The following is a 15,573-nucleotide window of genomic DNA, read 5'->3' as shown; positions in this document are numbered from 1 at the left end:
AAACCGATAGCGGGAATCTCAGAACTTTACCGTGGGAACGGCACGATCCGCTTCGTTTGATATCTCGAAATAGGCCTTCTTGACGAAGCCGAAGGGGCCGGCAATGAGATTGTTGGGGAAGGTTTCGACCTTGACGTTCAGATCGCGCGCGGCGCCGTTGTAGTAGCGGCGCGACATCTGGATCTCGTTTTCCGTGGTCTCCAGCGACTGCTGCAGCTCGACGAAACCGGTATTGGCCTTCAGGTCGGGATAGGCCTCGGACACGACCATCAGACGGCCGAGCGCCTGGCTGAGGATGCCCTCGGCAGCGGCACGGCCGGCAACGTCGCCAGCGGGCACGGCCTGCGCCGCAGTCCGTGCCTGGGTGACCTCGATGAGCGTCTTGTTCTCATGGCCGGCATAGCCTTTGACCGTCTCGACCAGATTGGGAATGAGATCGGCGCGGCGCTTCAACTGAACGTCGATGCCGGACCAGGCTTCTTCCGCGACCTGGCGCGCGCGAACGAGCCCGTTGTAGATGAAGACCACATAGAGCGCGGCGAGCACTATGATCGCTAGAAGAATGTACATCCCGAACCCCCATGGCGGCTGCAACCGCTGGGACACTAGGCAGATTTGCCAGCAATGTCACCCGGCTTTCGACGCAATGACGACCCTGGATCGGGCTCGCCGAGTCCAATCCTGGGGAAATCTGCTTCGGGATTGTTCGAACAGCATATTCCGCGAACCGCAGCCTTTCGGGGAGCGCGCATCGCGCACGCTCCGGCCGCGTTTCAAGCTCAAGCGGCTTGCTGGTTCCAGTTGGCGCCGCCGGCGTCCGTCAACAAGAAGGCTTCGCCGCAAGCCTTGGCGAGCGTGCGCACGCGCAGGATGTAGCTCTGGCGCTCCGTTACCGATATGACGCCGCGAGCATCGAGCAGGTTGAAAACATGGCTCGCCTTGATGCACTGGTCATAGGCCGGGAAGACGCACTTGTGCAGGCGATGGTTTTCGCTGTCGCCGGGTGCGCCGGCCGCCAGCAATGCCTGGCATTCCTTCTCGGCATCGATGAAATGACGATGCAGCATCTCGGTATTGGCATATTCGAAATTATGCCTGGAATATTCCTGTTCGGCCTGCAGGAAGACATCGCCGTAGGTGATCTTGTCTTCGCCCTCGAGGCCGTTGAAGTTCAGGTCGTAAACGCTGTCGACGCCCTGGACATAGGTCGCGAGACGTTCCAGGCCGTAGGTCAACTCGCCGGCAACCGGCGCGCATTCGATGCCGCAGACCTGCTGGAAGTAAGTGAACTGCGAGACTTCCATGCCGTCGCACCAGCATTCCCAGCCGAGGCCCCATGCGCCGAGCGTCGGGCTTTCCCAGTCGTCCTCGACGAAGCGGATGTCATGCAGAAGCGGATCGAGGCCGATCGCCTTCAGCGAGCCGAGATAAAGCTCCTGCAGGTTCGGCGGATTGGGCTTCAGAATGACCTGATACTGGTAATAATGCTGCAAGCGGTTCGGGTTTTCGCCATAGCGGCCGTCGGACGGGCGACGCGATGGCTGGACATAGGCGGCGCGCCACGGCTTGGGGCCGAGCGAGCGCAGCGTAGTCGCCGGATGGAACGTGCCGGCACCGACTTCCATGTCGTATGGCTGCAGAACCGCGCAACCCTTGTCGGCCCAGTAATTGTGCAGCGTCAGGATCAGCGCCTGAAAGGAGCGCTTCGGGTTCATGTGGTCGGGCACGTTGGCAGTCATGGGATCCGCTACTATCTGCTTGGTGTCGGTTGGCGCGACAGGTGCCACGGCGGGGCGAACGGGTCAAGGCTTTGCATTGCAAACGGCTATGCAGTTCGCCTCAGCCGCACATCCAGGCCCTACTCGTCATCCCGCTTCACGCGGTATTCCCCGGTCTTCGGATCCTTGACCAGCGTTCCCATGGCCCCGGTGCGGCGTTCCGTTTCGGCGCGGCGGGACTTTTCGGAGAGCCTCTGGGCATCCCGCACGAAACGCCGATACAGGAACCAGATGCCCCCGAGGGCGATGACAAAAAAGATGATCTGGGGCATTTACCCAGCGCTCCCGCTTACAATCCGTACCGACCCCACAATGCCTTTTCCTCTGCCGCTTCCGCAAGCCCGGATGCCAATCCGGCACCGATTCCGTCCATGCCGGAGAGAGAAACGCCCGGGGCCTTGCGCCCGAAAAGGCTGCGCGGCGTGGTGACGAGCGTCAGCTTGACCTTGTCGCCGAAGCGCCTCCGCAGTTCCTGGCGCATGTCGCCGAGACCGTCGATGAGACCGAGCTCCAGCCCGCGACTGCCGGTCCAGAACAGACCGGAAAACACCGTTTCGTCCGCCGAGAGCTTTCCGGTGCGCCGCTCGAGCACCATGTCGATGAAGACCTTGTGGATCTCGAGCTGCAGGCTCTTCAGGTATTCGATGTCCTTTTCCTTCTCCGGCTGGAACGGATCGAGGATCACCTTGTTTGCGCCCGCAGTATAGACGCGGCGCTCGACGCCCAGCTTTTTCAGGAGCTCCGGAAAACCAAAGCCGCCGGAGACAACGCCGATCGAACCGACGATCGAGGTGGCGTCGGCGATGATCTCGTCGCCTGCCAGCGCGATCATGTAGCCACCGGAGGCTGCGACATCCTCGACGAAGACCAGAACCTTCTTCTTTTTCTCGATGGCGAGATCGCGGATGCGGTTGTAGATCATCCGCGACTGCACCGGAGAGCCGCCCGGCGAATTGACGACGATGGCGACGGCCGGCGCGGCCTTGATGTCGAAGGCCTTTTCAAGCGCCTGCGCCACACCTGCCAGATTCAGCGATTGCCGCAAGGGGCCGCCGCCGGACGAGATGACGCCGCTCAGACGGACCACCGGTACGATCACCTGCTCCTTGCGGAAGCGCTTCGGAAGCATGCGTCTCAAGAACCCAACCATTCGTCATCCCTGCATCATGATGTTTGCTGCCCCGAGATGTATGCATGGAAACGGCAAACGCAACATTGCGGATCGTATTTCATGCCCCGATCCCAAGCGGGCGGGTATGCTATCGGCGCGGATAGGCGGCGCGGCCATTGTTCAAGTCGTCGACGAAATCGGAGAACTTATGCGTCCCCTCGCCGTGCATGGTGAGCGGCGCGCGCAGCGCGAGCCTCGCCCGCGACCCCTTTATTCCCGTCACGAGAATGCGCACGGCATTCTCCCCTTCGCGCGGATGGATCGGCGTGATCTCGATGCCGCCGAAGCGCCGGCCACAGGCCGCGATGATCTCGCCGATCGATTCAGGCCGGGCAATGAGCGACAGCTGTCCGCCGGGGATCATGATCGCGCCCGCCGTTCGGATCCATTTCTCGAACAGCCCGTCCGTCATGGCATGAGCCTCGGCCTTCAGCGCGTCGGGCGTCAGCCGGTCGCTGGCGTCGTTGAAGGGAGGGTTCATTATGACGTGATGAAAGCTGTCATCGACGAGCCCCGCCTCGTTGCGCTCCTTGCCGGTCAGGGTCACGTCGGCTTCGATGACCGAGACACGATTGGCGAAGCGGCCATTTTCCGGCAGCAGAAGGCTCTTGCGGGCAAACTCGGCCATGTCGGGCGAGCGTTCGAACAGCACCACCTCCGCGCGATCGAGCCGCGACGCCACCGCCATTCCGGCGGCGCCCGCACCCGCGCCGAGATCCGCCACCCTGATGGCGCGCTCGTCGGCCACGAGCGCGGCGAGCAGCATGGCATCCATGCCGGAACGATGCCCCCTGCCCTTCGGCTGGACGACGTGGAAGGCGCCGCGATGGAAGGCATCGATGGTTTCGGAGGGGGCGCCGGTCATGGCGAACCTCAGCCGCGCACCGGGCGCAGCTCGTCGCCGAGGCCGGCATCGATCAGGATGCGCCGCGCCTGACCGGCGCGCTCCTCCTCCACCAGAAAGCGGCGTGGCAGCATGCCGAGCGAGCCTTCCAGGATGCTCATGGCCTGGTCGGCAACGAAGCAATGAATCCCGGCATCCTTCATCAGACTCTCCGCAAATGAGAGAAGGACTGGATCGTTGGTGCGGATCAGCTCGTGCATAAGCCTTAGAATTCCTGTCAAATTTACGCGACGAGACAATTCGCCTCTTGCCGCTTGTTTCGCCCCTTCTTATTGTGCTTTGCAGAAAATGAACAGGAGTCCGGATCGTTGGGCGTCGTGATACCGCTTGAAGAAAGCAAGAATAAACTGGCATCCATCAAGCCTTTGGTGGATCTGACCAAGGCGGACATGGAACGCGTCAACCAGCTCATCCTGTCCAAGGCCGGCTCCGACGTGCAGATGATTCCCGAGGTTGCCGAGCATCTCATCTCCTCCGGCGGCAAGCGTTTGCGGCCGATGCTGACGATCGCTTCCGCCGCGCTCTACAACTATCAGGGCGACAACCACATCAAGCTCGCGACATCGGTCGAGTTCCTGCATACGGCGACGCTGCTGCATGACGACGTGGTCGATGAAAGCGACCTGCGCCGCGGCAGATCCACCGCCCGCATGATCTGGGGCAACCAGGCGAGCGTACTGGTCGGCGACTTCCTGCTCGGCCAGGCGTTCCGCATGATGGTCGAAGTCGGCTCGCTCGAAGCGCTCGACGTCCTGTCGTCGGCCGCCTGCGTCATCGCGGAAGGCGAAGTGCTGCAGCTCTCCGTCTCCAAGAACATGGAAACGACTGAGGACGATTATCTCTCGGTCATCCGCGCCAAGACCGCGGCACTCTTTGCCGCAGCGGCCGAAGTCGGCCCGATCGTCGCCAATGCCGGCAAGGCGGAGCGCAACGCCCTGAAATCCTACGGCACCAATCTCGGCCTCGCCTTCCAGCTCGTGGACGATGCGCTGGACTATGGCGGCAAGGCTGCCGATCTCGGCAAGAATGTCGGCGACGATTTCCGCGAGGGCAAGATCACGCTTCCGGTCATCCTGGCCTATCGCCGCGGCACCGAGAAAGAACGCGCCTTCTGGCGCGACGCCATCGAAACCGGCAACAACAGCGACGAAAATCTTGAGAAAGCCCTTGGCCTGATCACGAAATACGGCGCTCTGGCCGACACGATTGCCCGTGCCGTGCACTACGGCACCATCGCCCGCGACGCTCTGGCGCCATTGCCGGAAACGCCCTGGAAATCGGCACTTCTGGAAGTGATCGACTTCTGCATCGAACGCGTTAATTGACAGCGGCGACCCGAATTTGTTGCAGGGCCGCTTCAAAAAAGCCATCCTGTTGTGAATCAGTTGACACGAATGCTTTATGCCGCCGGCGACTTCGCTGGCCGTCCCTCGATGAAAGGCTTTCTAATGCGGCAGAGACTTGCCATCCGTTTCCTCTCGGGCGTAGCCTTGGCGGCGGTCCTTTCTGTGTCCGCCCTGAATGTCGCGCGGGCTGAGGACAAGCCGGCAGCACCGGAGGTCAGCGCCCCGGTTACTTTCGACCCGGATAGCGTCGATACGTTCGCAGGCGCCTTCCTGGCAGCCCGCACCGCCGATGTCGATCATGACTACGATACCGCCATCGCGCTTTACAAAAAGGCGCTGATGATCGACCCCAGCAATCCGGAAATCCGCCAGCGGCTGATGATTTCGCTGCTGCTCAACGGCAATCTGGAAGAAGGCGTCAAATACGCCAACGAGCTGAAGAGCGACCCCTCCGTCGAGCGCGTCACCACGATCGTCCGTGGCATGGACGCCATTCGCCGCCACGAATACCGGACCGCGCAGGACGTCCTCAAATATAGCGGCCCGAACGATCTCGACCGGATGATGACCAACCTGCTCTCCGCCTGGGCCCGCGCCGGATCCGGCCGCGGCAAGGATGCGATCGCGTCGATCGACAAGATGAAGGGCCCGGACTGGTTCAACATCTTCAAGAACTATCATGCCGGCGCTATCGCGCTGACGATAGGCGACCTGAAATCGGCACGGTCGCACCTGAACGACGCCATCCTCGACAAGACGGGCGGCGCGACCGCTCCCGATACCTTCATGCGCGCCGTTATGGCGCTCGCACGTCTCGAAGCCAAGGCCGGCGACAAGCAGAAGGCTCTGGATGCGATCTCGGTCGGCGACAATCTCGTCAGCAATTATGCCCCGCTGAATGCGCTGCGCGACAGCATCACCAAGGGCGATACGCCAGACCAGCAAGTCACCAATGCGACAGAGGGCGCGGCGGCCGTGCTCTTCACCATCGGCGCGGCGCTGAACCGCGACGGCGCCGAGGATGTCGTCTCGCTCTATCTGCAGATCGCCAATTCGCTCGACCCGAAGGCAGCCGACACGCTGGTTCTGCTTGGTGGGCTTGCCGAAAAGCAGGACCAGACCGATCGCGCCATCGCCTTCTACAAGAAGGTGCCGGACGATTCGCCGATGGCCCGCATTTCCGAGCTGCAACTCGGGCTTGCGCTCGCCCAGGCTGGAAAAGTCGACGATGCGCGCAAGCATCTGAAAGCGCTGATCGATTCCGATCCCAACGATGTCCGCAGCTATCTCGCCTATGGCAGCGTTCTTTCCGATGCCAAGGACTTCCAGTCCATGGCCGAGAACTACGACAAGGCCGTGCAGATCATCGGCCCGGTGCCGAAGCGCAGCGACTGGGCCGTGTTCTTCCAGCGCGGCATCGCCTATGAACGGCTGAAGAAGTGGCCGGATGCCGAGCCGAACTTCAAGAAGGCCCTCGAGCTGAACCCGGATCAGCCGCAGGTGCTGAACTATCTCGGCTATTCCTGGGTCGACATGAACATGAACCTCGACCAGGGCCTGGACATGATCAAGAAGGCCGTCGACCTGAAGCCGGATGACGGCTACATCGTCGATTCGCTCGGCTGGGCCTATTTCCGCCTCAACCGCTTCGACGATGCGGTGAACGAGCTGGAGCAGGCGGCTCAGCTGAAGGCCGGCGACCCCACGATCAACGATCACCTCGGCGACGCCTACTGGCGGGTGAACCGCAAGCTCGAGGCCGTCTACCAGTGGAACCGCGCGCTCGCCTCCAAGCCGGAAGAGGCCGATATTCCGAAGATCAAGGAAAAGATCGAAAAGGGCCTGCCGGCGCTCGATAACGACCCGAAGACCGTCGATAAGAGCAAGCAGCCTGACCCGGCACCGGCTCCGTCGCCCGATTCGAACGCTCCGGCGCCGGTCGACAAGAAGTCCTAAGACTTTTCATGAACGCGATCTTGGCAGCGGGCGATTTCGACCTCTCGGAAGAGGCGCCCGCAAAGATCAATCTTGCGCTGCATGTTACCGGCCGCCGCGCCGACGGCTATCATCTGCTCGACATGCTGGTGAGCTTTACCCGCCATGGCGACCGTCTTGCCTTTCGTGCAGCCGATCGTGACGAATTCAGCCTTTCGGGACGCTTCGGCCCCCTTCTCTCCGTAGAAGCCGCCGACAATCTCGTGCTCAAGGCGCGTGATCTGCTGCGGCAGGCCGCTCATGCGGCAGGCTTCGACGCAGCTGGCGTTCATATCCACCTGGAAAAGAACCTGCCGATCGCATCGGGCATCGGCGGCGGTTCGGCGGATGCGGCGGCCACCTTGCGCGGGCTGATGCGGCTGTGGCGCCTCGACCTGCCGGAAGAGGCGGTCAAGGCCATCGCCCTGAAGCTCGGCGCCGATGTGCCGATGTGCCTTGCGAGCCGGCCGCTGGTGGCGCGCGGGATCGGCGAAGCGATCGAATTGCTGCCGGCGTTTCCCTCCTTTCCCGTGGTTCTCGGCAATCCGCTCATCGGCGTGTCGACGCCGGAGGTATTCCGCCAACTGTCCCGCAAGGACAATCCGCCGCTGCTGTTTCCATCGCAGATGCCGCAGGGCCAGGGCGAATGGATCGACACGATCAAGACCTTGCGCAACGATCTCGAACCACCGGCGCGTTCGATCTGCGCCGAGATTGCGGTGCTTTCCGGCCTGATCGAAAGTCAGGCCCCGATCCTGACGCGCATGTCCGGCTCCGGCGCGACATGCTTCGGCATCTTCGCCGACACGGAACAGGCGAAGGCGGCCGCCGCCTCGCTTCACAGGCAGAGGCCGGACTGGTATTTCCAGGTAACGGAGACGATCGCGGGAGAGGCATGATGGCAGGCTCAGGCAGCGAAAGACCCTTTATTCCCGTCGGCATCGCCGTGCTGACCGTTTCCGACACGCGCACGCTTGCCGATGACAAGTCCGGCGACACGCTGGTTGCGCGCATCGCGGACGCCGGCCATAGGCTGGAGGCCCGTGCCATCGTCCCCGACGACAAGGAGCGTATCCGCGCGCAGGTGGAGGCCTGGACGAAGGACGACGCCATCGACGTGGTGATCACCACCGGCGGCACCGGCTTCACCGGCCGCGATGTGACGCCCGAGGCGCTGGAGCCCTTGTTCGAAAAGCGGATGGACGGCTTTTCCGAGGTCTTCCACCGCATCTCCTACGACAAGATCGGCACGGCGACGATTCAATCTCGAGCGACCGGCGGTGTCGCCAACGCCACGTTCATCTTCGTGTTGCCGGGCTCTCCCGGTGCCTGCAAGGATGCCTGGGACGGCATCCTCAAGGCGCAGCTCGACTACCGGCACATGCCCTGCAATTTCGTCGAGATCATGCCGCGCCTGGACGAGCATCTGAGGCGCGGCGCCGGTTCAAAATAGATCCCGCATCTCTACAAGGCATGTGTAGCTACTATGCCTTCGACCCCGGAAGCGCAGGAATTGATTCCCAGGTGTCGCCTCTGAGGATAATGCAGCTTCGGCCGGAGACATCGCTGACCATCATTGTCCAGTTGCCGCTTTCGGCAGCATAGATCTCAACGATCGTGTTGGGGTCGAGCTTGCCGACAGCCGACAATTTTTCGGAAAGATGGTCGAGAAACGCGACGATATCGACGCGTTTGGCACAGGCCACTGCCGCTTGGGAGGCAGCAACGCCGGGATAGAGAATTGCACTGGCAACCAAGGCCGTTGCCATCAGGCGGTAGAGTATCGTGCGTTTCATAACGCACCTCCTTTCGCCGAAATCTCGGCGGAAAAGGAGAGTTCCGCTGACCAGTTCCGCCGCATACCGGCATCTTCATGGTCGGCCGCCCAACGCGACACGCGAAAGGTGCCGCCACATTAAAATTATGACAGCTATTCGCCAGTTTACAAATGGAATCTGGGGCGATTGACGCTCTATCGGGCCGCTCGCGCCACCCAGGAAGGGATGAGCTCGCTTGCCAGCCTTCGACCCTTCTGGCCTTTTGCGAACTCGGCCAATCGCATGCCGGTTCTGGCCGTGGCGATCGCCTGCGGCTTGGACAGCAGCAATCCCAGCTCCAGGGGCGGTGTGCTGCGGCCGATGCGCTTCAGGAATGGCCGCCGATAGCCGCGCGATGCGGTAAAGCGCGCCGGGGCCTTGTTCAGCGAGACATATTCGGCGATCTCGTCGATCCAGCCGGCTTGCGGCCGGGCGCCGGGCTCGACCAGCAGCAACCATTCGCCGCGTGCCGAGCGCAAGATATCCTTGATGTCCCACTGCGAATAGAACCGGCAGCCGGCAGCATCGGCCACCCGCGATGTGCCATCCCGCGAGCCGTGATCGAGCACGACGACATCGCAGACAAGCCCCTCGATCGCGCCTGCCACCAATGCCGCCAATGTCTGCGCCAGCTCGGGTTCCTGATCCTGGCATTCGATGATTACTGTCAACATTGCCCATTTATAGAGCGGCGCACAATTTATTGCCAGCGCATAGGCCCTGGGTTTCTCTGTTTGAGCAAAGGCTTATTCAAGGGCGAAAAACGCCACCATGGACTCCGTAAATTGGCGGAGAAGTGGTGCGGGATCTGTGCAATTCCAGTTTTTGTTCTTGCAATGTTCTCGTTTGTCGGATAGGAATTTAATCATCTTAGACGCGGCATGCGATGGCACGAACCGCCCTGGAGCTACCGATGAACGAGCAGTCCCTTGCAGGGCAGGCCGCATTCGCGCCTGCCAATACGGCAGACGTTGCCAACGCCATGATTGCCGATACCGGCCTCAGGGTCGATGCCGAGCGTCGGCGCGGGCGCGGCGCAGGATTGAACCCCAGCGGTCGGTTCGAGCCGCAGCAGCGCGAGGCCTTCGACGACGGCTGGCAGAGCTGGGAGGAGCTGCCGCCATTCAAGACCGAGGTGCAGGTGGAAAAGCCGCGCACCGCGATCACCCGCAACGAATCCCCCGATATCCCCTTCGACCGTTCCATCAACCCCTATCGCGGCTGCGAGCATGGCTGCATCTATTGCTTCGCACGGCCGACGCATGCCTATATGGGCCTGTCTGCGGGGCTGGATTTCGAATCGAAGCTGTTCGCCAAGCCGGATGCGGCAAAGCTTCTGCAACGCGAGCTGGCGAAGCCCGGCTACAAACCCCGCGTCATCGCCATCGGCACCAACACGGACCCTTATCAGCCGATCGAGAAGGAATGGCGGATCATGCGCCAGATCCTCGAAGTGCTGAACAAGGCCAACCATCCGGTCGCCATCGTCACCAAATCGGCGCTGATCATGCGCGATATCGACATCCTCAAGGAGATGGCCGCCAGGAACCTGGTGCGGGTGGCGCTGTCGGTCACGACGCTCGACCGCAAGCTCGCGCGCGCCATGGAGCCCCGGGCTGCAACGCCGTCACGGCGGCTGGAGGCGATCCAGGCCCTCAGCGAGGCCGGCATCCGCACCGCGATCATGGTGGCGCCGATCATCCCTGCCCTCAACGATCACGAGATCGAGCGCATTCTCGATGCCGGCAAGGCGGCCGGTGCCCTGGAGGCAAGTTATGTCATCCTGCGGCTGCCGCTGGAGGTGAGCCCGCTGTTTCGCGACTGGCTGCTGCAGCACTATCCGGACCGCTATCGCCACGTCATGTCGCTGATCCGCTCGATGCGCGGCGGCAAGGATTACGATGCCGAGTTCGGCAAGCGGATGAAGGGCGCCGGCCCCTATGCCTGGCAGATCAGCCGCCGTTTCGAGATGGCGACGCGCCGTCTCGAGCTGACTCGCCGCAATATCGCCTTGAGTGACGACCTCTTCGTGCCGCCGGATGGCAGCGGCGTGCAGCTATCGTTGCTCTGACCTTTCCTCGCGGGCTTTCCCTGTGCCCGCCGGAAGAAAGCCCCCCAGGTTCGCCGCCCTGATCCACCGGGGGCTTGCAGGAGATCGGGTGGTGTGCCAGCTTCGCCGCATGTCACGCAGCACATCACCCGATTCTCCAATGCTATTCGAGGACGCGCCTCTCGTGCCGACCTTCGAGCTGGAACTGATCGCCCGCCGCGCCGGCCACTGGCCGGTTGCCGGAGCGGATGAAGCCGGCAGGGGGCCGCTCGCGGGCCCGGTCGTAGCGGCCGCCGTCATTCTCGACCCTGAGCACATCCCGAACGGCCTGAACGATTCCAAGCAGCTGAGCGCCACCAGACGCGAGCAGCTGTTCGCGGAAATCCTTGCGACGGCGACAGTCTCCATCGCCTCGTCGAGCGCGGCCCGCATCGACACCACCGACATCCGCAAGGCAAGCCTGGATGCCATGCGACGCGCCATTTGCGGGCTGGCAATGCCGGCAAGCTATGTGCTCACCGATGGGCTCGATGTGCCCGCGGGGCTGGCCTGCCCCGGAAAAGCCGTCGTCAAGGGCGATGCACGCTCCTTCTCCATCGCAGCCGCGTCGATCGTCGCCAAGGTGACGCGCGACCGGATGATGGCGCGGGCCGGCGTCGTCTTTCCGGTCTACGGCTTTGCGGCCCATGCTGGCTATGGCACGGCTCAGCACCGCGCCGGCATCGAACAGCATGGGCCCTGCCCTCTGCACCGCATGAGCTTCCGCCCCTTGCGCAAGGAAGCCGTCTGAGAGGTCACCCGGTCAAGCCTGCGGCAATTACGCCTGACCGCTCCGTCACATAGGCGATATCGCTGCGGTAAATCTGGTCGTGTCCGTCCCGCAGATTGCGGTGGTAGCGTTCGACGCCGCGCGCGGCTTCCCGCTCCATGAAGGTCAATAGCGCCTCAAGCCGCTCGATGATGACGTCCGGCAGGGCATGGCGCTCGGCAACGGGCAATTCATAGGCATCGACAAAGGCTCGCGCGCGCCGGATCTGCCCGTCAAGCCTATCCAATCCCTCCACTGCCACGTTTGGCGACAACGGAGCCCAGCGATAGAGGGCGTAGGCCAGATCCCAAATCCGCGGGCCGGGATGAGCTGTCTCGAAATCGATGATCCCCGTTACTTCACCATCGTTGACGACGACATTGTAGGGCGCGAAATCGCCATGACAAACGATCTCGGACGGCAGGCGCGGCGGCAATTGCCATGCATGGGTGGCGGCAAGATCCCGCAGCACCAGAGCGGAGCTATGATGATACCGGTGCAATAGCGACGCGGCCGATCGCAGGATCCGCTCGGAGCGCATCTCGCCATTATCGCCGAGATCGCCCGTGGCGCCGGGCAGATAGGCAACCTTTTCCCAGACCTCGTCGAAGCCGTTCGGTTGCGGAGCGGCGGTGAAACCATACAGCGGCAAGGCGGCCAGCAGCGCATGCACGCCCGGCGTCCAAGGACGCACCGGCCTCACGACAAGATCGCCCTGACGAAACGGCTCGTCGTCCCTCGATGACTTCATCTGCGCCCCCCCCCTCGATCCCATGGCTTCGCTATCTGCCGCAAACCATGGTCAACCTGCGGGAAGCAGGATGAAAAACAAAAAAGCCCCGCGCAAGCAGGGCTCTTTCGAATTTCGATCTTCCGCGCGCTTAGTTCAGGCGCGTCTTCACGTCCTTGACGGCATCGTTGAAGAGTTCGCTTTGAACGCGGCCATCAGCCTTCTTCGCGAGAACCGATTCAGCGGCGGCGATCGCCAGGTCGACGGCTGCGGAGCGAACCGCCTTCATCGCATCGGCTTCAGCCTGCTTGATCTTCTGCTCGGACAAAGCCGTGCGGTTGGCGACGAATTCCTCGGTCTTCTTCCGGGCTTCGGTCGTCAGCATTTCGGCTTCGCGCTCGGCTGCGGCAACGATGTTCGCTGCGTCGGCTTCAGCTTCCTTACGCTTGCGCTGATATTCGGCCAGCAGGTGCTGGGCCTCTTCGCGCAGGCGCTTGGCTTCCGCCAGCTCGTTACGGATCTGGTCGGCGCGGTCGTCGAGCGACTTCGCCATCATGCCCGGAACCTTCAGGTAGACGATGAGACCGATGAAGATGATGAGAGCGACAAATGCAAAGAAAGTTTCGTCAAGACCAAAAGTCATAACTTAGCCCTCCCGCTTCGCGGATGCTGCGGCAACGGCCGAAGCGACATCAGCCTTGCCGGCGACATTGCCGACCAGCTGTTCCACGACGGCAGAAGCAGTTTCTTCCGCAATCGCACCAACATCGCCAAAAGCCTTTTCCTTGATCTCGGCAATGCGGGTTTCCGCAGCCTTGAGCTTCTCGGAAAGGCTTGCCTCGATCGCCTTGCGATCTTCCTCGGCCTTTGCCTTGGCGGCATCGCGGGCAGAAGCGCCGATCGAATTTGCCTTGGCGCGGGCTGCGGCCAGCTCGCTTTCATAGGTCGCGACGGCAGCGTCGGCTTCGGTCTTCAGACGCGAAGCTTCCTCGATATCCTGGGCGATCCGGTCATGCCGGCTTTCAAGGATATTGCCAACGCGCGGAATGACGATCTTCTGCATGGCCACGTAGAAGATGACGAAGGTGATCACCAGCCAAAGCAGCTGTGACGGATACGTCGTATGGTCAAACGGCGGAAAAACGCCGGCGTGATGGCCTTCACTCGGCGCACCCGTTTCCGTATGCACCTCGCCGGCGGCCGGCGGTGCTTCGTCAGCATATGCCGGGGTCACAAACATGCTCACCTCCAGGTGGTCTGCAAATACAAAGAATCACGGCTCGCTGCCCGCGAACCGTGATCTATGACGCCGCTGATATCAGACGGCGAAGAGCAGGAGGAGAGCGATGAGCAGCGAGAAGATGCCCAGAGCTTCCGTAACGGCGAAGCCGAATACCAGACGGCCGAACTGGCTGTCAGCAGCAGACGGATTGCGCAGTGCGCCGGACAGGTAGCTGCCGAAGATATTGCCGAGGCCAAGAGCCGTGCCGGCCATACCAAAGCAAGCCAAACCTGCGCCGATGAACTTTGCTGCTTCCGCGTCCATGTTGAACTCCTTTGAAATGGTTGTGCGGTGAATAACTGACGCCCTTAGACGCCAATGTCTTTATCCTTAGTGGCCACCCGGATGCACTGCGTCGTTGAGGTACATGCAAGTCAGTACCGCAAAGACGTAGGCCTGAAGGAAGGCGACAAGGAATTCGAGACCGGTGAGGGCGACGGTCATGATGAGGGGAAGAATTGCACCGCCGATGCCGATCGCGCCGAGGGCTCCGAGCGAGGCAACGAAGCCTGCGAACACCTTGAGCGTGATATGGCCGGCGAGCATGTTGGCGAAAAGACGAACGGAGAGCGAAATCGGCCGGGACAGGAAGGAGATGATTTCGATCACCACCACCAGCGGCAAGAGAATGCCGGGAACACCCTGCGGCACGAACAACTTGAGGAAGCCAAAGCCGTGCTTGATGAAACCGTAGAGAATAACGGTAAGAATGACGAGCAGCGCCAGCGCGAAGGTGACGATGATCTGGCTGGTGACCGTATAGAAATAAGGCACCATGCCGAGCAGGTTCGCGGTGAGCACGAACATGAAGAGCGAGAAGACCAGCGGGAAGAACTTCATTCCCTTCGTTCCCGCCCCTTCCTTCAGCATCGAGGCGATGAACTCATAGGCCATTTCGGCAACCGACTGAGCCCGGCTCGGGATGACGCTGCGCGGTGCGCTGGCATAATACAGGAAGCCGGCAGACAGCACTGCGGAAGCGACCATGAACAAGGAAGCGTTGGTGAACGAAAAATCAATTCCACCGATGTCGATCGGAATAATCTTGAAGATCAGGAACTGATGGGTAGGTCCGTTTGCCACCGCTTGTTCTCTTTCATTTTCCCGCCCTGTCGGAGCGGATGCCTCTCATTTGGAAACCACGCCGCAGCGTTGCTTCCGCTCATTTCTTATCCGTCTTGCGCTCATCAAGCTCAGGTGTCGCCACCTTGCCTGCAGAACGCAGCACATTCAGCACGCCGGCACAGAATCCGAGAAGCAGGAAAATAATCATGCCCCACGGCGTCGTACCAATAAAACGGTCCAAGACATAGCCCAGAACGACGCCAACGATGATTGCGGCAATGAATTCACTGGAAAGCTTCATCGCCTGAGCATAGCCCTTACGGCCTTCCTCGGCGCGAATCTCCCCGCGTTCATCCTCTCTCACCGCAGCGCGCTTGCTCGCCAATTCGGCTCCCAGCTGCGCTCGTCGCTGCTCCAGACCTTCGTCGCGATCATCCGTCATGGTGACATCCTCCCCCTTTTCGTTGCGCGCTATCCCAACACCCCGGTCAACGCGTAAACGAACAGCAGGTTTCGCCACCTTTCGGCCCGTTTTGAAGTCGCGCGCAACATAGTTTTAGGAAAAAGCATAGTCAAGGCGTAGACGCTATCTGTCCAGCCATAAATTAGCCCAATTAAATCATGATCTTAGACTGAAAGAGCCTTATG

20 protein-coding genes are annotated in these 15,573 nt (G+C 61.6%); 6 read left to right on the top strand and 14 right to left on the bottom strand.

From position 1 onward, the window contains the following. Positions 1 to 18: 18 nt before the first annotated feature. The 6 genes from ACQZ6J_RS09910 to ACQZ6J_RS09885 all read right to left on the bottom strand — a co-directional run bounded on the left by ACQZ6J_RS09910 (position 19) and on the right by ACQZ6J_RS09885 (position 4,053). Positions 19 to 570, bottom strand: coding sequence for a LemA family protein (locus tag ACQZ6J_RS09910; protein ID WP_449083681.1), 552 nt, complete (start codon positions 568 to 570; stop codon positions 19 to 21). A 209-nt stretch (positions 571 to 779) separates the two neighbouring features. Continuing rightward, the gene (locus ACQZ6J_RS09905; RefSeq protein ID WP_106996775.1) at positions 780 to 1,739 is read right to left on the bottom strand and encodes a glycine--tRNA ligase subunit alpha; all 960 of its coding nucleotides are present in this window, start codon (positions 1,737 to 1,739) and stop codon (positions 780 to 782) included. Between the two features lie 119 nt (positions 1,740 to 1,858). After that, a complete protein-coding gene (locus ACQZ6J_RS09900; RefSeq protein WP_163984537.1) occupies positions 1,859 to 2,050 on the bottom strand; it encodes an NfeD family protein in 192 nt (63 codons plus the stop codon). Positions 2,051 to 2,067: 17 nt separating this feature from the next. After that, positions 2,068 to 2,928: a S49 family peptidase gene (locus tag ACQZ6J_RS09895; RefSeq protein WP_449083679.1), complete on the bottom strand. Its 861-nt coding sequence runs from the start codon at positions 2,926 to 2,928 to the stop codon at positions 2,068 to 2,070. A 109-nt stretch (positions 2,929 to 3,037) separates the two neighbouring features. After that, positions 3,038 to 3,814, bottom strand: a complete 777-nt coding sequence (locus tag ACQZ6J_RS09890) for a tRNA1(Val) (adenine(37)-N6)-methyltransferase (RefSeq protein WP_449083677.1) — start codon at positions 3,812 to 3,814, stop codon at positions 3,038 to 3,040. An 8-nt stretch (positions 3,815 to 3,822) separates the two neighbouring features. Continuing rightward, positions 3,823 to 4,053: a putative signal transducing protein gene (locus ACQZ6J_RS09885; RefSeq protein WP_163984540.1), complete on the bottom strand. Its 231-nt coding sequence runs from the start codon at positions 4,051 to 4,053 to the stop codon at positions 3,823 to 3,825. A 108-nt stretch (positions 4,054 to 4,161) separates the two neighbouring features. Here ACQZ6J_RS09885 and ACQZ6J_RS09880 point away from each other — a divergent pair, with 108 nt between their 5' ends. The 4 genes from ACQZ6J_RS09880 to moaB all read left to right on the top strand — a co-directional run bounded on the left by ACQZ6J_RS09880 (position 4,162) and on the right by moaB (position 8,626). Then, positions 4,162 to 5,178, top strand: coding sequence for a polyprenyl synthetase family protein (locus tag ACQZ6J_RS09880; RefSeq protein WP_112795536.1), 1,017 nt, complete (start codon positions 4,162 to 4,164; stop codon positions 5,176 to 5,178). Positions 5,179 to 5,301: 123 nt separating this feature from the next. After that, a complete protein-coding gene (locus ACQZ6J_RS09875) occupies positions 5,302 to 7,155 on the top strand; it encodes a tetratricopeptide repeat protein (protein ID WP_449083674.1) in 1,854 nt (617 codons plus the stop codon). Between the two features lie 8 nt (positions 7,156 to 7,163). Beyond that, positions 7,164 to 8,072 (top strand): 4-(cytidine 5'-diphospho)-2-C-methyl-D-erythritol kinase, encoded by a 909-nt coding sequence (locus ACQZ6J_RS09870; protein ID WP_449083672.1) that lies wholly within the window; start codon positions 7,164 to 7,166, stop codon positions 8,070 to 8,072. Further along, positions 8,072 to 8,626, top strand: a complete 555-nt coding sequence (moaB, locus tag ACQZ6J_RS09865; RefSeq protein ID WP_163985143.1) for a molybdenum cofactor biosynthesis protein B — start codon at positions 8,072 to 8,074, stop codon at positions 8,624 to 8,626. The genes ACQZ6J_RS09870 and moaB overlap by 1 nt, the downstream gene beginning before the upstream one ends. A gap of 31 nt (positions 8,627 to 8,657) precedes the next feature. Here moaB and ACQZ6J_RS09860 read toward each other — a convergent pair whose 3' ends face one another. Together ACQZ6J_RS09860 and ACQZ6J_RS09855 are read right to left on the bottom strand one after the other, a co-directional pair. Next, complete coding sequence (locus ACQZ6J_RS09860; protein WP_449083670.1) at positions 8,658 to 8,969, bottom strand: hypothetical protein; 312 nt, start codon at positions 8,967 to 8,969, stop codon at positions 8,658 to 8,660. A gap of 176 nt (positions 8,970 to 9,145) precedes the next feature. Next, complete coding sequence (locus ACQZ6J_RS09855) at positions 9,146 to 9,664, bottom strand: glycosyl transferase (protein ID WP_163984544.1); 519 nt, start codon at positions 9,662 to 9,664, stop codon at positions 9,146 to 9,148. A 239-nt stretch (positions 9,665 to 9,903) separates the two neighbouring features. On the opposite strand from ACQZ6J_RS09855, the gene ACQZ6J_RS09850 reads away from it, so the two are divergent. Together ACQZ6J_RS09850 and ACQZ6J_RS09845 are read left to right on the top strand one after the other, a co-directional pair. After that, entirely contained in the window at positions 9,904 to 11,061 is a 1,158-nt protein-coding gene (locus tag ACQZ6J_RS09850) for a PA0069 family radical SAM protein (protein WP_449083668.1), read from the top strand. Between the two features lie 109 nt (positions 11,062 to 11,170). Then, entirely contained in the window at positions 11,171 to 11,830 is a 660-nt protein-coding gene (locus ACQZ6J_RS09845; protein ID WP_449084162.1) for a ribonuclease HII, read from the top strand. Between the two features lie 4 nt (positions 11,831 to 11,834). Here the strand turns inward: ACQZ6J_RS09845 and ACQZ6J_RS09840 are convergent, their stop codons facing one another. From ACQZ6J_RS09840 to ACQZ6J_RS09815, 6 genes are all read right to left on the bottom strand, one after another. Continuing rightward, positions 11,835 to 12,599, bottom strand: a complete 765-nt coding sequence (locus ACQZ6J_RS09840; RefSeq protein WP_449083666.1) for a phosphotransferase enzyme family protein — start codon at positions 12,597 to 12,599, stop codon at positions 11,835 to 11,837. A 130-nt stretch (positions 12,600 to 12,729) separates the two neighbouring features. Beyond that, positions 12,730 to 13,221 carry a F0F1 ATP synthase subunit B gene (locus ACQZ6J_RS09835; protein ID WP_163984547.1) on the bottom strand — a complete coding sequence of 164 codons (492 nt, stop codon included), beginning with the start codon at positions 13,219 to 13,221 and terminating at the stop codon, positions 12,730 to 12,732. A 3-nt stretch (positions 13,222 to 13,224) separates the two neighbouring features. After that, positions 13,225 to 13,818: a F0F1 ATP synthase subunit B gene (locus ACQZ6J_RS09830; RefSeq protein WP_163984548.1), complete on the bottom strand. Its 594-nt coding sequence runs from the start codon at positions 13,816 to 13,818 to the stop codon at positions 13,225 to 13,227. Between the two features lie 78 nt (positions 13,819 to 13,896). Continuing rightward, positions 13,897 to 14,124, bottom strand: coding sequence for a F0F1 ATP synthase subunit C (locus ACQZ6J_RS09825; RefSeq protein ID WP_004109844.1), 228 nt, complete (start codon positions 14,122 to 14,124; stop codon positions 13,897 to 13,899). 66 nt (positions 14,125 to 14,190) lie between these two features. Continuing rightward, positions 14,191 to 14,943 carry a F0F1 ATP synthase subunit A gene (locus tag ACQZ6J_RS09820; RefSeq protein ID WP_163984549.1) on the bottom strand — a complete coding sequence of 251 codons (753 nt, stop codon included), beginning with the start codon at positions 14,941 to 14,943 and terminating at the stop codon, positions 14,191 to 14,193. A gap of 79 nt (positions 14,944 to 15,022) precedes the next feature. Then, positions 15,023 to 15,367, bottom strand: a complete 345-nt coding sequence (locus ACQZ6J_RS09815; RefSeq protein WP_163984550.1) for an AtpZ/AtpI family protein — start codon at positions 15,365 to 15,367, stop codon at positions 15,023 to 15,025. Between the last annotated feature and the right edge of the window lie 206 nt (positions 15,368 to 15,573).

The sequence above is a fragment of the Rhizobium sp. A37_96 genome, assembly GCF_053521765.1.
This window is presented reverse-complemented; position numbering and strand designations above follow the sequence as displayed.

Coding starts and splice junctions, on each gene's coding strand:
- ACQZ6J_RS09910 (WP_449083681.1), bottom strand. CDS start 570: ATGTACATTCTTCTAGCGATCATAGTGCTCGCCGCGCTCTATGTGGTC.
- ACQZ6J_RS09905 (WP_106996775.1), bottom strand. CDS start 1,739: ATGACTGCCAACGTGCCCGACCACATGAACCCGAAGCGCTCCTTTCAG.
- ACQZ6J_RS09900 (WP_163984537.1), bottom strand. CDS start 2,050: ATGCCCCAGATCATCTTTTTTGTCATCGCCCTCGGGGGCATCTGGTTC.
- ACQZ6J_RS09895 (WP_449083679.1), bottom strand. CDS start 2,928: ATGGTTGGGTTCTTGAGACGCATGCTTCCGAAGCGCTTCCGCAAGGAG.
- ACQZ6J_RS09890 (WP_449083677.1), bottom strand. CDS start 3,814: ATGACCGGCGCCCCCTCCGAAACCATCGATGCCTTCCATCGCGGCGCC.
- ACQZ6J_RS09885 (WP_163984540.1), bottom strand. CDS start 4,053: ATGCACGAGCTGATCCGCACCAACGATCCAGTCCTTCTCTCATTTGCG.
- ACQZ6J_RS09875 (WP_449083674.1), top strand. CDS start 5,302: ATGCGGCAGAGACTTGCCATCCGTTTCCTCTCGGGCGTAGCCTTGGCG.
- ACQZ6J_RS09870 (WP_449083672.1), top strand. CDS start 7,164: ATGAACGCGATCTTGGCAGCGGGCGATTTCGACCTCTCGGAAGAGGCG.
- moaB (WP_163985143.1), top strand. CDS start 8,072: ATGGCAGGCTCAGGCAGCGAAAGACCCTTTATTCCCGTCGGCATCGCC.
- ACQZ6J_RS09860 (WP_449083670.1), bottom strand. CDS start 8,969: ATGAAACGCACGATACTCTACCGCCTGATGGCAACGGCCTTGGTTGCC.
- ACQZ6J_RS09855 (WP_163984544.1), bottom strand. CDS start 9,664: ATGTTGACAGTAATCATCGAATGCCAGGATCAGGAACCCGAGCTGGCG.
- ACQZ6J_RS09850 (WP_449083668.1), top strand. CDS start 9,904: ATGAACGAGCAGTCCCTTGCAGGGCAGGCCGCATTCGCGCCTGCCAAT.
- ACQZ6J_RS09845 (WP_449084162.1), top strand. CDS start 11,171: ATGTCACGCAGCACATCACCCGATTCTCCAATGCTATTCGAGGACGCG.
- ACQZ6J_RS09840 (WP_449083666.1), bottom strand. CDS start 12,599: ATGAAGTCATCGAGGGACGACGAGCCGTTTCGTCAGGGCGATCTTGTC.
- ACQZ6J_RS09835 (WP_163984547.1), bottom strand. CDS start 13,221: ATGACTTTTGGTCTTGACGAAACTTTCTTTGCATTTGTCGCTCTCATC.
- ACQZ6J_RS09830 (WP_163984548.1), bottom strand. CDS start 13,818: ATGTTTGTGACCCCGGCATATGCTGACGAAGCACCGCCGGCCGCCGGC.
- ACQZ6J_RS09825 (WP_004109844.1), bottom strand. CDS start 14,124: ATGGACGCGGAAGCAGCAAAGTTCATCGGCGCAGGTTTGGCTTGCTTT.
- ACQZ6J_RS09815 (WP_163984550.1), bottom strand. CDS start 15,367: ATGACGGATGATCGCGACGAAGGTCTGGAGCAGCGACGAGCGCAGCTG.